This is a genomic window from Stutzerimonas kunmingensis, from assembly GCF_002929225.1.
Lineage (GTDB): Bacteria > Pseudomonadota > Gammaproteobacteria > Pseudomonadales > Pseudomonadaceae > Stutzerimonas.
Map to the genome: position 1 here is coordinate 1 of NZ_PISM01000003.1, position 12,842 is coordinate 12,842.

Below are 12,842 nucleotides of genomic sequence, written 5' to 3' on the forward strand. Positions count from 1 at the left end.
AGTGGTGCCACCGCTGCCGAAGGTGATGTTGCGCAGCCCGCCATTGAACACCGTCATCTCTTCGTAGTTGGAAGAGTCGCGGTAGCTCGTGCGATCCAGCATGCCGAGATCCAGCGTGAGGCCTTCGACGTCCTTGCTCTGCAGCCAGGCGCCGCGATAGATGTTCGGCAACAGGCGGCTGTCGTTGCGCATCAGCACCGGAATCACCGGTTGCAGGGTCCCCACGTGCAGCGTGGTGGCGGACAGCTTGGCCTTCGCCGTCAGGCCTGCCGTGCCGTAGTCGTCCGCCGGCTCGCCGGAAGCCGAGCGTGGCAGGAGGCCGGTGCCGCCGCGACCGGAGCCGGAGTCGAGCTTGACGCCGAGCAGGCCGATGGCATCCAGGCCGAAGCCGACCGGTCCTTCGGTGTAACCGGACTCCATTTTCAGGATGAAGCCCTGGGCCCACTCCTCGGCCTTGGACTGAGCAGCGCCAGACTGCCGGAAGTCGCGGTTCATGTAGAAGTTGCGCAGTTCGACAGCGGCCTTGCTGTCTTCGATGAAGGCGGCGCTGGCGGGATTGGTGGCGATCACTACGGCGCCGCCGCAGAGAATGTGGCAGAGGGATTTGTGGTGCAGTCGCATGGTATTTCCTCTTGTTGTTGTTTTGGGCCGCTCTCGGGCGGCTACAGGGCATAGAGCGAAAGGCGTGCCAGGCGCGGCGCTCGAGTGGCCACCCGCCGCAATGGCACGTGGTAGAGCGGTCTATGGTCGGTTGGCTGGGCTTGCTGCGAGGGCTGCGGTGCGTCCGTTGGACTGGACATGTATGGCGGACGGTGGTGTTCTGCGGGGTCGAGGTGTCCAGTCGGGCAGACTGGACGGCGCCGGCGGGTGAGACCGGCGCCGGATCAGATCAGCGCGTGCCCCTGCGACTCTTGACGCAGACGAAGCTCGATGCGGCATTCACGTCGCCCTTGCCGAAGTACTTCGGCCAGCCGGGGTATTCACACAGCGGGCGGGTGCGGCCGGGTACGCCAACGCTGTCGGCTGCGACCTGCCGGCGCGGCGCGCGGCCCTGTTCGACCCAGTCTTCCAGCGCGGTCAGCGAATCCCAGGCGGCGTTGAACACGGTGCTGGCGGCGTGGCCGTAGCCGGGGATCTCGTAGTAGCGCAGGAAGTGCCTGGTCCTGCCTGGGCCCATGTCGCGGCGTACGCGCTTGTAATACTCGGCGGTGGCGCGGGTGCTCACCAGCTGATCGGAAGTGCCGTGGGCCATGAGGATCTTGCCGCCGTTGCGGGCGAAGGCGGTGAGGTCGGTCCGGTTGACGTCCTGGCGCAGCGACAGCTCGCTGATGCGCGCCTGCCACGGGCCGGGGTTTTGCGGGTCGAGGGTCAGCGAGTTGAAGGTGGGGTTGCGCGTCACGAAGAAGCGCACCCATTCATCCCAGAAGCCCGAATGGTAGGGCGCGCCCTCGGCGAAGCCGGTGCCGTGCACGGGCATCGGATAGCTCGGCTGCAGGGTGTTGAGGCCGAGGCGGTTGACCACCAGCTGCAGGCCTTCACCCGGCCGGCCGAGGTCGGTGCCCCAGGTGTTGAAGCCGGGGTAGTGGGTCTCGCCGCTGGCCAGCCGGAAGTTGAAGCGGATCGGCGTGTTGAACACCCGCAGCGCCTGGATCTGCGCATCCGAGAGGCAGCGTTGCGAGGTATCGGCACCGCCCGGGCAGCGCAGCGGTTTGCCGTTGAGCCTGGCGCGGGCCGGGTCGAACTGCGCATTGCAGGCCGCCTGGTGGCTGATCACGCCGTCGCGCACGCCATCCAACTTGTCGCAGGCCTGCATCGCGGCTTCCAGCAGTGCGGCGCGCTTCTCCAGGCTGGGAAAGGCGCCGGGCTGGGCGAGGGCGCGGGTGATGCGGCCGAACTGCAGGTCCAGCGCCAGGGCGTTGTAGGCGGGGTAGAGGACGATGGCGCCGTTGAAGTCGGTCGGCCATTGCTGCACCACGGCCAGCGCCTCGCGGCCACCGGTGGAGCCGCCGGCGAAATAGCTGCGCTCGGGCGCGGCGCCGTAGCGCTGTTCGATCAGGTAGACGGCGGCATCGCGCGTTTTCTTCAGCGCGTCGTGGGCGTAGTTGGCCAGGGCTTCGTCGTTCCAGGCGAAGGAGCCGGGGCTCAGCGGATCGGCCACATGCCCGGAATCGCTGCCGAACACCGCGTAGCCACGGCCGAGCGGCGTGGGTTGATCGGCGGGGCCAGCGGGTACGTTGCCGGCGACGTTCGGCACCGTGCCGTTGTAACCGCCGCCGCCGAACATCATTGCCTTACGGTTCCACTGTTCGGGCAGCACCAGGCGCATGCGGATTGCCGGTGCGGCGGGATCGACCGGGCGAATCTCGGCGCTGAGGTCGCAGTAGGCGCCGAACGTCTGCGGTGCGCTGCCGCCAGCGGCCACCGGGGTCGCCGCGGTTACGCGCGCGCCGTTGCTGGGCAGGCCGATGGCCTGGGCCGGTATCTCGCGGCCAAGCAGTTCGGTGCAGGTCGCCGCCTGCACGGATTCGGCGGCAAGTAGCGCCAGCGCCAAGGGCGTCAGGTACAGCGCGCGGCGGGTAAACGGATTGCTACGGATAGGCATCATTGGGGCTTCCTTCTTGTTGTTGTCGAGCCGATGCGCCGGGTCGGGCGCATAAGCGCTCAAGCCAATGACATGCCAGCGGACGGAAGGAAGGGAGAGCAGGCGATAGTCGGTCATCGCCGTCGGGGCGAGGGCTCTAGGGCGGGGATGCGGAGGCGCTTTGGGAGGCAGAAAAATGTTCGGCGCGGCGGAGCTCAGGTGGAGCGATGTCCGGCGCGCTGGACGACTGTCCGCCTCGCCGGACATGGCGCTGTCAGTTGTAGCGGCCGGTGATCCCGCCGACGCTGTAGCGCCCGGCACCGAGCAGCAGGATGGCCAGCGCGCCGAACAGGAACAGGCCCTGCAGTTCGATGGCCCAGCCGCCCATCGGCCCGATGTCGAACAGTTCGGCCCGGTGCGCTAGCGCCAGCGCGACGACCATGTTGCCCAGCATCAGCAGAGCGCCGAGGCGGGTGTAAAGGCCAAGGATCACCAGCAGCGGCCCGACCACCTCACCCAGATAGACGCCGTAGGCGAGGACCGTCGGCAGGCCCATGCCGGCCAGCATGCCACCGATGCCACCGATGCCATCGACGCCGTGCAGCAGTTTGTGGATGCCGTGCAGCAGCATCAGCACGCCGACTGCCAGTCTGAGAACCAGTTTGCCTGCATCGTCTGTCATCGTTGCGCGTCCCCTTGCGGCGCCGGGAATCGGCGGCCCTGCCTCCAATGTAGATCAGCCGCTGTGACATTGCCGCGTCGTCAACGACGGCCAAGCCGCGGGTTAGACCGCTCAGCGCTGGCTCAGGCCATGCTGCTGCAGCTTGCTGTAGAGGCTGGCGCGGGAGATGCCGAGCTCCATGGCGGCGCGCCGGCGGTTGCCCTTGCAGGCGGCCAGTGCGCTCTGCAGCGCGCGACGCTCTGCCTGGGCGATGGTCTGGGCCAGCGGTTGCAGCGGCAGTTCTTCGAGACTGGCTGCGGCTGCGGCTTGAGCAGGTGGAGACACGGCTGCCAGATGGCTGCTGGCGTCTACCGGGCGTGCCTGATCGCCGAGCAATGGCATCAAGTGTGCCGCCTGCAGCTGCGGGCCGTCGGCGGAAAGCTGCGCGCGCTCCAGCAGGTTGCCCAGCTCGCGCACGTTGCCGCGCCAGGGGTGCGCGCAGAGTAGCGCCAGCGCTTCGGGGCTCAGCTCCATGGGCGGCTAGCCGGAGCGGTTGGCGATGTCGTCGAGCAAGTGTTCGACCACGGCGGGGATGTCGCTGGCGCGCTCGCGCAACGGCGGCACGCGCAGGGCGAGGACGTTGAGGCGGTAGTAGAGGTCGTCGCGGAACTGGCCGGCGTTGACCTTGGCTTCCAGGTCGATATGCGTCGCGGCAATCACCCGCACGTTGAGCGCCTTGACCTGATTGGAGCCGAGCGGCTCGACCTCCTGTTCCTGCAGCACGCGCAGCAGCTTGGCCTGTAGCGGCAGGGGCAGGTCGCCGATCTCGTCGAGGACAGCGTGCCGCCATTGGCCACCTCGAACTTGCCGATACGCGCCTTGCGGTCGGCGCCGGTAAAGGCGCCGGGGGCCGTGCCGAACAGTTCGGCCTCGACCAGACTTTCCGGGATCGCCGCGACGTTGACCGCGACGAAGGGCCCGCGCGCCCGTGGCGACAGGTTATGGATGCCCTGGGCCAGTAGCTCCTTGCCGGTGCCGGTTTCGCCGCGCAGCAGCACGGTGGCATCGAGCTGCGCGGCGCGCCGGGCCTGGCGCTTGATCTCGCTGGCGGCCGGGCTGTTACCGATGAAGCCGGCGATGGTGTACCGCGCCCGGCGCGCCTTGGCCAATTCGTTCTGCGTGGCGACCAACTGCGTCTGCAGGCTGGTGTACTTGGACATCAGCGGTTTGAGATGCCGTGCGCGGTCGAACAGCACGAAGCCCAGCGCGCCGACCAGGGTGCCGTCCTCGTCGCGCAGCGGAATGCGCGTGACGACGAAGTGCTCGTCGCCGAAGGCCATCAGGTCGATGATGCTCGGCAGGCCGCTTTCCACCACCTCGCGCAGGCGGCTGGCCGGCAGCACTTCCTCGATTTCCTTGCCGAGCACGCTGGCCGGATCGCGAATGCCGACCTTCTCGGCGTACTTGTCGTTGATCCAGACGATGCGCGCCTGGCGGTTGACCGCGATGGTGCCCTCGCACTGCGCGTTCAGGTGGTCGAACAGCAGTGGCATGGCCACGGCACGGAAGCGTTCCGGCGAAACGCCGACGATCAGGCCGTGGTTGTCGAGTGCGTCGCGGGCAATGCTCATGGGCAGTCAGGTCCGTTCTGGGGCGACCGATTATGGTTGGCCCCGGCTGCCACGGGCAAGGCAGCCGGGGCATGCTCACGGCTGGGAATACACTTCGTTCGGCAGCCAGGTGGCCAGCGGAGCGAAGTAAAACACCAGGGCCAGACCGATCAGCTGGATGATGATGTACGGCAGCACGCCGAGGTAGACATCGCGGGTGGTGATACCCGGCGGGCAGACGCCCTTGATGTAGAACAGCGCGAAGCCCACCGGCGGGGTGAGAAACGAAGTCTGCAGGCAGAGCGCGAAGAGAATCGCGAACCACAACGGATCGACGCCCATGGAGAACAGCACCGGCGCTACCAGCGGCAGGATGATCAGGGTGATCTCCACCCAGTCGAGGAAGAACCCCAGCAGGAAGGTGATCGCCAGCACGGTGAGCAGCACGCCGGTCTGGCCGAACGGCAGGCCGGTCAGCGCCGCGCGGATCACGTCGTCGCCACCCAGGCCGCGCAGCACGGCGGCGAATACCGTGGCGCCAATGAAGATGCCGAAGATGAACGCGGCGGTGCGGCTGGTCTGGTACAGCGCATCCTTGAGCACCGGCAGACTCAATCGGCGGCTGGCAGCGGCCATCAGCAAGGCGCCGAAGGCACCGACGGCGGAGGCCTCGGTGGTGGTGGCGATGCCGAAGAAGATCGAGCCGAGCACAGCGAAGATCAGCGCCAGCGGCGGGACCACGGCCCAGAACACGTCGAGCAGGGCACGGGCGTCGAGCTTCGGCCGGTTGACCGGGGCCGGGGCGAAGTCCTTCTTCAGCCAGGCGACGACCACGATGTACAGCACGTACATCAGCGCCAGCATCATCCCCGGGATCAGCGCGCCCATGAACAGCTTGCCCACCGAGGCTTCCGAGGTGCCGAGGCGGTCGGCCATCAGCACCAGCATGATGCTCGGCGGGATGAGGATGCCCAGCGTGCCCACCGAGCAGGCGGTGCCCACCGCCAGGCTCTTGTTGTAATTGGCCTGCAGCATCGGCCCGATGGAGAGCATGCCGAGCAGCGCCACCGAGGCGCCGACGATGCCGGTGGAAGCGGCGAGCAGGATGCCGACCACCACCACGGTCACCGCGTAGCCGCCGCGCAGCGGACCGAGTACGCGTACCAGGCTGTGCATCAGGCGTTCGGCGATGCCGGAGCGGTCGAGCATGATGCCCATGAAGATGAACAGCGGCAGGGCGACCATCAGCTCGTTGGCGACGATGCCGTAGATGCGCGCGTCGAGCACGCCGATGGTGCCGTCCCAGGTGAACCAGAGATTGGCGTCGAAATGTTCGACCAGCACATAGCCGACCACGGCGAACAGCAGGCCGATGCCGGCCAGCGACCAGGCGACCGGGAAGCCGAGCAGCAGCAGGCCCATGAAGCTGGCGAACATGGCGATGACGAGGATTTCTTCCAGACCCATGATTGCGACTACTCCATCAGGGCTGCGAACGAGTGCTGTCGCGCTCGTCCAAGGGGGCCGTCAGGGCCCGCGGGAAATTGAACAGCAGGGTGCTGCAGCGCAACGCGCGGGACAGCAGCGCCAGCGCCACCAGGGCGAGGCCGATGGGCAGCACGCTCTTGAAGATGAAGCGATGGGGCAGCCCGCTGGGTGCCTGGGAGCGTTCGTTGTAGAGGTAGGCCTTGTAGGCGTAGGGAATCAGCGCATCGATCATCAGCGCGATCACCGGCAGGGCCAGCAGCACGATGGCGACCAGCTCGATCCAGGCGCGGCTGCGCAGGCTGAAGCGTTCGCTCAGCACATCGACGCGCACATGGTCGTCGCGCACCACGGCATAGGCGAGGGCAAGCATCAGCGCGGCGCCGAACAGGTGCCAGGACATTTCCTCCAGCGCGATGGAGCCACGCGAGAGGGCGAAGCGGCTGAACACATTGGCCAGCACGACCAGCAGCACGGCCAGCCAGAGCCAGGCGCTGGCTTCGCCGATGGCCACCAGCAGGCGATCCAGCGGCCGCGAGATGCGGTTGTACGGCAGCGCGTCGGGCGCTGGCGCATCGGGAGAGACGGGCTTGAAGGACACGGCGGACCTCGAAATCTCGACACAAGGGATAGGAGGCGGGCACGCTGCCGTGCCCGCGGGTTAGTGGCCTGTTTGGTAAGTCTGGTTGGTCAATTTCGGCGCCCATGGCCCCGATGCAGCGTTGCTGCTCATTGCCTCAACCCACTCACCGCACAGGCCACAGCGCGTAGCCGTCAGTCGTACTTGTAGAAGTCGCGCGGCAGGTAGCCCATGCCGTGCCAGATCGAGTGGTGCTTCATGAACTCGCGCTGGCTGGTCAGCACGCGCTTGAACATCTCGTCCTTGGCGGCCATCTCGTCGAGCACTTCATCGGTGACCTTCTGCAGTTCGCGCAGTACCGGCTCAGGCAACACCTGGGCCTTCACGCCCTGCTTCTGGTAGTCGCGCAGCGCGGTCGGCTGTGCCCACTCGCTTTCGGCGAAGCCCTTGAGGGTCGCCGACTCGCAACCCATCTCGATGAGTGCGCGGCTTTCCGGCTTGAGCTTGTCCCAGACGTCCTTGTTCACCAGCAGGTGCGAGGTGGTCAGCGTCTGGTGCCAGCCGGGCATGATGTAGTTTTTGATGATCTGGTCCAGGCCCAGCATCTTGTCCACCGCCGGCTGCGAGAACTCGGTGGCGTCGATGGTCTTGCGCTCCAGCGCCTGGTAGATCTCGCCGCCCGGCACCATGGTCACCGAGGCGCCGAGCTTTTCCAGCACCTTGCCGCCGATGCCGGCGAAGCGAATGCGCAGGCCATCGAAGTCATCCAGCTTCTCGATGGGTTTGGCGAACCAGCCGGCGCCTTCCGGGCCGATGATGCTGCACAGCATCGGGTGGATGTTGCGCTCGGCGTAGATCTCCTCGAGCAGCTTCTTGCCGTCGCCCTGGTAGTACCAGGCCAGATGCGCCGGCGGCTCCATGTTGAACGGCGCGCCGGAGTACAGCGGCAGGGCCGGGATGGTGCCCTGGTCGTAGCCGATCCAGGTGTAGCCGGCCGGGTACTTGCCGCTGCTCACCGCATCCATGATCTCGAACGGCGGCACCAGCTCGCCCGGCTCGTAGTAGCGCAGCTGGATGTCGCCGCCGGACACGGCCTTGAGCGATTCGGAGAGGTGCTTGACCGGAGTGGAGAGGCCGATCAGGTGCGAAGGGAAGGCCAACGGCACCTGCCAGCGGATCTTTTCCGCGGCGCTGGCGACGCCACTGAGCAGGCTAGCGCCGAGCAGGGTGGTCGCACCGATGGCGCAGGCGATACGGGAGAGTTTGTTCTTGGTCGACATGCAGGTTTCCTTCTTGTTGTTGTTCTGGTGCCCGAGGGCGGACGCGTAACCGCCCGTGGGTCGAGGGCGTTAACAGGCCAGAACAAGAACAGAGGCCGAGCCGATGCTGCCGATCCGGCGCCAGTCTTGTTCTTTGGTTTGTTCTGGCGTCGCAGGGTGGATTGCAGGTTCTGTGCCTATCGCTCGGGAGCGAGGAAAGGTGCGCTCTGCAGCGGCATTCGGATGATTGCAGGGCGATAGCGGTGTCCGCTGCGGCAGACACTGCTCAGGTGAGCACGCGGCAGTGTCCGGAATTCTGGAACATGTCCAGTTCCATGGACGGTCGCAATGACTGACTGCTGGACAAACAAAATCCGGCGTTGCGCGGGGCGCGACGCCGGATGAGAGGAGTAGAGCGGAGGGTGTGCGATCAGCTGGCGGCTTGCTTGGCCAGGGTGCTTTCCAGGGCGCTGCGGCAGCGCTCCTCGGCGGTGTCCAGTTCCAGCTGCATCTGCTGGATATCGAGTAGCTGCTGCTCCAGCTGCTGGCGCCGCTCGGCGATCATCTGCAGCATGATGTTCAGCTGCTTCTGGTTGCCGGCCTTGGGGTCGTACAGCTCGATCAGCGTCTTGCATTCAGCCAGCGAAAAGCCGATGCGCTTGCCGCGCAGGATCAGCTTCAGCGCGACGCGATCCTTGGGTGAATAGATGCGTTCCTGACCGCGGCGGGTCGGCGTGAGCATGCCCTGTTCTTCGTAGAAGCGGATGGCGCGAGTGGTGATATCCAGCTCATTGGCCAGGTCGGAAATACTGTAGGTCTGTTTCGCCATGATTCTTCCGATCATCCTCTGTCGCGCCCGGCGAACCGGGCGCGTGTCTGCCAGCATGCCCTGCCGCGACGGTGCGCTCAGGGGCGTTCGACTGCCAAGGCTACTCCCTGGCCACCACCGATGCACAGTGTTGCCAGGCCCTTGCGAACATCGCGGCGCTGCATCTCGTGCAGCAGGGTCACCAGGATGCGGCAGCCCGAGGCGCCGATCGGGTGGCCGAGGGCGATGGCGCCGCCGTTCACGTTGACCTTATCGGCATCCCAGCCCAATTCCTTACCCACAGACAGCGCCTGCACGGCGAAGGCTTCGTTGGCTTCGATCAGGTCCAGTTCGGCCAGCGACCAGCTGGCTTTTTCCAGGCAGCGGCGGGTGGCGGAAACCGGGCCGATGCCCATGATCGCCGGGTCGACGCCAGCGTTGGCGTAACCGGCGATCTTCGCCAGTACCGGCAGGCCCAGGGCCTCGGCCTTGCTGGCGCTCATCAGCACCACCGCGGCGGCGCCGTCGTTGAGGGTCGAAGCGTTGCCGGCGGTGACGCTGCCGTCCTTCTTGAACGCTGCGCGCAGGCCGCCGAGGGAGTCGGCCGTAGTGCCGGCGCGGGGTTGCTCGTCGCGGGCGAAGGCGAGCGGATCGCCCTTGCGCTGCGGGATCAGCACCGGGGTGATCTCGGCATCGAAGCGGCCGCTCTCGATGGCAGCGGCGGCGCGCTGCTGGGACTGGGCAGCGAAGGCGTCCTGCTGCGCACGGTCGATACCGTACTTGTCGGCCAGGTTCTCTGCGGTGATGCCCATGTGGTAGTCGTTGAAGGCATCCCACAGTCCGTCGGTGATCATGCTGTCGACCATCTGCGCGTGGCCCATGCGCAGGCCGGTGCGCGCGCCGGGCATGACGTAGGGCGCCAGACTCATGTTCTCCATTCCGCCAGCGATGACCACCTCGGCGTCGCCGCAGCGGATCGCCTGCACGGCCAGATGCACGGCCTTGAGGCCCGAGCCGCAGACCTTGTTCAGCGTCATGGCCGGCACGGCGTGGGGCAGGCCGGCCTTGATCGAGGCCTGGCGCGCGGTGTTCTGCCCGGCGCCGGCGGTGAGTACATGGCCGAGGATGACTTCATCGACCTGGGCCGGGTCGATGCCGGTTTTTTCCAGCAGGGCGCGGATCACGGTGGCGCCCAGTTCGACCGCCGGCACATTGGCCAGCGCGCCCTGGAAACTGCCGATGGCGGTGCGGGTTGCAGCTACGATGACGACGTCTTGCATGACGGACTCCGAATAAAAAAGCGCTACGCCGGGGCGTAACGCGAGGGCCAGACACGCGGCCTGGCTCCGGGAAAGGGTGCCCTCGAACGACAGGGGGCAAGCCGCTGGTCAGCGCGCTGGCAGACCGGTCAATGCCGCAGTATACGGGCGCCTAAGTGACTGGCCAGTGCTGGCGGCAGCCGGCTCTAGGGCGTTCGGGACAGGCGGGAAGACGCGGCGGGCAAGGGGTGCTCCTGCGTTCTTCCCGCACGCTGGCTTCAGCGCTGGATCGGGCTGCCGGTAGCCTCTTGCAGCTCATCGAAGCTGACGCCTTCGGCCAGTTCGACCAGCTTCAGGCCCTGCTCGGTGACGTCCAGTACGCCGAGGTCGGTGATGATCCGGTCGACCACGCCGAGGCCAGTCAGCGGCAGATCGCAAGCCGGCAGGATCTTGTGCGCGCCGCCCTTGGCGGTGTGCTCCATCAGCACCACGACGCGCTTGACGCCGGCCACCAGATCCATCGCGCCGCCCATGCCCTTGACCATCTTGCCGGGGATCATCCAGTTGGCCAGGTCGCCCTTTTCCGACACCTGCATGGCACCGAGGATGGCCAGGTTGATGTGACCGCCGCGGATCATGGCGAAGCTCTGCGCGTTGTCGAAGAAGCTCGAGCCGGGCAGTGCGGTGACGGTCTGCTTGCCGGCGTTGATCAGGTCCGGGTCGATCTCTTCCTCGGTCGGGAAGGGGCCGATGCCGAGCAGACCGTTCTCGCTCTGCAGCCAGACGTCCATGCCCTCGGGGATGTAGTTGGCGACCAGGGTCGGCAGGCCGATACCGAGGTTGACGTAGAAGCCGTCCTGCAGCTCCTGGGCGGCGCGCTGCGCCATCTGTTCACGTGTCCAGGCCATGGTCTCAGCTCCTCACCGTGCGTTTTTCGATGCGTTTTTCCGGGTTCGGGTTGTGCACGATGCGATGCACGTAGATGCCCGGCAGGTGAATCTGGTCCGGGTCCAGCTCGCCGGTTTCGACGATCTCCTCCACCTCGACGACGCAGACCTCGCCGGCCATCGCTGCCAGCGGGTTGAAGTTGCGCGCGGTCTTGCGAAACAGCAGGTTGCCGGCCTTGTCGGCCTTCCACGCCTTGACCAGGGCCAGGTCGGCGGTGAGGGATTCCTCCATCACGTACCACTCGCCGTTGAACTGGCGGGTTTCCTTGCCTTCGGCCACCAGCGTGCCGTAGCCGGTCTTGGTGTAGAACGCCGGAATGCCCGCGCCGCCGGCACGCAGCTTCTCGGCCAGAGTGCCTTGCGGGGTGAATTCCAGGGCCAGTTCGCCGGCCAGGTACTGGCGCTCGAACTCCTTGTTCTCACCCACGTAGGAGGAAACCATCTTGCTGATCTGCCGCGTCTCCAACAGCAGGCCGAGACCGAAGCCGTCGACGCCGGCATTGTTGCTGATGGCAGTCAGGTCCTTCTTGCCGCTGTCGCGCAGGGCGGCGATCAGCTGCTCGGGGATGCCGCACAGGCCGAAGCCGCCGACGGCGATGGTCATGCCGTCCTCGACCAGGCCTTCCAGAGCGTGGGCGGCGCTGGGGTAAATCTTGTTCATGAATTACCTCTACTTGTTGTTCTATCTGTGCCGGGTGGTCCGTTAGATGGCCGCCCGACGAATAGGGTTTAGCAAAATCGGTGCCGCTAACCGGCCTGCCTGGCGCGGGCGACCCGCGAACCGTTGGCACGCCCCAGCAGCTGGCTGATGCGCTGGCCGGCGCCGATCAACGCATCGAGGTCGATGCCGGTGGCTATGTCCAGCCCGTTGAACATGTACAGCACGTCTTCGCTGGCGACATTGCCGCTGGCGCCTTTGGCGTACGGGCAACCCCCGAGGCCGGCGACCGAGCTGTCGAACACGGCGATGCCTTCCAGAAGGCTGGCATAGATATTCGCCAGCGCCTGGCCGTAGGTGTCGTGGAAATGCCCGGCCAACCGTTCGCGCGGCACTTCACGAGCCACCATGTCGAATAGTGTGCGGGTCTTGCCCGGTGTGCCGGTGCCGATGGTGTCGCCCAGGGAAACCTCGTAGCAGCCCATGGCATACAGCTCGCGGGCGACTTCGGCGACCTTGGCTGGCGGTACCTCCCCTTCGTAGGGGCAGCCGAGCACGCAGGAAACGTAGCCACGCACACGGATGTCCTGCTCGCGGGCAGCCTCCATCAGCGGGGCGAAGCGGGCCAGGCTCTCGGCGATGGAGCAGTTGATGTTCTTCTGCGAGAAGGCTTCGGAGGCCGCACCGAACACCGCGACTTCCTTCACGCCGGCCTCGATGGCCGCTTCCAGCCCCTTCATGTTCGGCGTCAGCGCCGCGTAGGTGACACCGGCCTTGCGCTGGATTTGCGCGAAAACCTCGGCGGAACCGGCCATCTGCGGCACCCACTTGGGTGAGACGAAGCTGCCGACTTCGATGTAGCTGAGGCCAGCGGCGCTGAGGTCGTCCACCAGGCGCACCTTGTCCGCCACGCTGATGGGCTGCTGCTCGTTCTGCAGGCCGTCACGCGGGCCGACTTCCACCAGCCGGACCTGTTTGGGCAGGCTCATATGTC

At 66.5% G+C, this 12,842-nt stretch carries 11 protein-coding genes and 1 pseudogene; all 12 read right to left on the reverse strand.

What is annotated here, in order from left to right; genetic code table 11:
* The coding region (locus CW305_RS00770; protein ID WP_146067129.1) for an OprD family outer membrane porin at positions 1-621 on the reverse strand (621 nt) is incomplete at its 3' end.
* A 268-nt stretch (positions 622-889) separates the two neighbouring features.
* Complete coding sequence (locus CW305_RS00775; protein ID WP_104096874.1) at positions 890-2,605, reverse strand: tannase/feruloyl esterase family alpha/beta hydrolase; 1,716 nt, start codon at positions 2,603-2,605, stop codon at positions 890-892.
* Between the two features lie 250 nt (positions 2,606-2,855).
* Positions 2,856-3,263, reverse strand: coding sequence for a DoxX family protein (locus tag CW305_RS00780; protein WP_104096858.1), 408 nt, complete (start codon positions 3,261-3,263; stop codon positions 2,856-2,858).
* A gap of 111 nt (positions 3,264-3,374) precedes the next feature.
* Positions 3,375-4,873 (reverse strand): annotated as a pseudogene (locus tag CW305_RS00785) (sigma-54 interaction domain-containing protein).
* A 75-nt stretch (positions 4,874-4,948) separates the two neighbouring features.
* Positions 4,949-6,319, reverse strand: a complete 1,371-nt coding sequence (locus CW305_RS00790) for a TRAP transporter large permease (RefSeq protein WP_104096859.1) — start codon at positions 6,317-6,319, stop codon at positions 4,949-4,951.
* Between the two features lie 16 nt (positions 6,320-6,335).
* On the reverse strand, positions 6,336-6,938 hold the full coding sequence (locus CW305_RS00795; RefSeq protein WP_104096860.1) for a TRAP transporter small permease subunit: 603 nt from the start codon (positions 6,936-6,938) through the stop codon (positions 6,336-6,338).
* A 173-nt stretch (positions 6,939-7,111) separates the two neighbouring features.
* Positions 7,112-8,197, reverse strand: a complete 1,086-nt coding sequence (locus tag CW305_RS00800; protein WP_044314770.1) for a TRAP transporter substrate-binding protein — start codon at positions 8,195-8,197, stop codon at positions 7,112-7,114.
* A 409-nt stretch (positions 8,198-8,606) separates the two neighbouring features.
* Positions 8,607-9,005: a MerR family transcriptional regulator gene (locus CW305_RS00805; protein ID WP_014597531.1), complete on the reverse strand. Its 399-nt coding sequence runs from the start codon at positions 9,003-9,005 to the stop codon at positions 8,607-8,609.
* Between the two features lie 77 nt (positions 9,006-9,082).
* Positions 9,083-10,264: an acetyl-CoA C-acetyltransferase gene (locus CW305_RS00810; RefSeq protein ID WP_041016198.1), complete on the reverse strand. Its 1,182-nt coding sequence runs from the start codon at positions 10,262-10,264 to the stop codon at positions 9,083-9,085.
* 257 nt (positions 10,265-10,521) lie between these two features.
* The gene (locus CW305_RS00815) at positions 10,522-11,151 is read right to left on the reverse strand and encodes a CoA transferase subunit B (protein ID WP_003280093.1); all 630 of its coding nucleotides are present in this window, start codon (positions 11,149-11,151) and stop codon (positions 10,522-10,524) included.
* 4 nt (positions 11,152-11,155) lie between these two features.
* A complete protein-coding gene (locus tag CW305_RS00820; protein ID WP_003294550.1) occupies positions 11,156-11,851 on the reverse strand; it encodes a CoA transferase subunit A in 696 nt (231 codons plus the stop codon).
* An 86-nt stretch (positions 11,852-11,937) separates the two neighbouring features.
* A complete protein-coding gene (locus tag CW305_RS00825; protein ID WP_104096861.1) occupies positions 11,938-12,837 on the reverse strand; it encodes a hydroxymethylglutaryl-CoA lyase in 900 nt (299 codons plus the stop codon).
* Positions 12,838-12,842: the final 5 nt, after the last annotated feature.

Excerpts from the sequence above, each read along its gene's own strand:
- CW305_RS00775 (WP_104096874.1), bottom strand. The coding sequence starts at position 2,605 with ATGATGCCTATCCGTAGCAATCCGTTTACCCGCCGCGCGCTGTACCTG.
- CW305_RS00780 (WP_104096858.1), bottom strand. The coding sequence starts at position 3,263 with ATGACAGACGATGCAGGCAAACTGGTTCTCAGACTGGCAGTCGGCGTG.
- CW305_RS00790 (WP_104096859.1), bottom strand. The coding sequence starts at position 6,319 with ATGGGTCTGGAAGAAATCCTCGTCATCGCCATGTTCGCCAGCTTCATG.
- CW305_RS00800 (WP_044314770.1), bottom strand. The coding sequence starts at position 8,197 with ATGTCGACCAAGAACAAACTCTCCCGTATCGCCTGCGCCATCGGTGCG.
- CW305_RS00805 (WP_014597531.1), bottom strand. The coding sequence starts at position 9,005 with ATGGCGAAACAGACCTACAGTATTTCCGACCTGGCCAATGAGCTGGAT.
- CW305_RS00810 (WP_041016198.1), bottom strand. The coding sequence starts at position 10,264 with ATGCAAGACGTCGTCATCGTAGCTGCAACCCGCACCGCCATCGGCAGT.
- CW305_RS00815 (WP_003280093.1), bottom strand. The coding sequence starts at position 11,151 with ATGGCCTGGACACGTGAACAGATGGCGCAGCGCGCCGCCCAGGAGCTG.
- CW305_RS00820 (WP_003294550.1), bottom strand. The coding sequence starts at position 11,851 with ATGAACAAGATTTACCCCAGCGCCGCCCACGCTCTGGAAGGCCTGGTC.
- CW305_RS00825 (WP_104096861.1), bottom strand. The coding sequence starts at position 12,837 with ATGAGCCTGCCCAAACAGGTCCGGCTGGTGGAAGTCGGCCCGCGTGAC.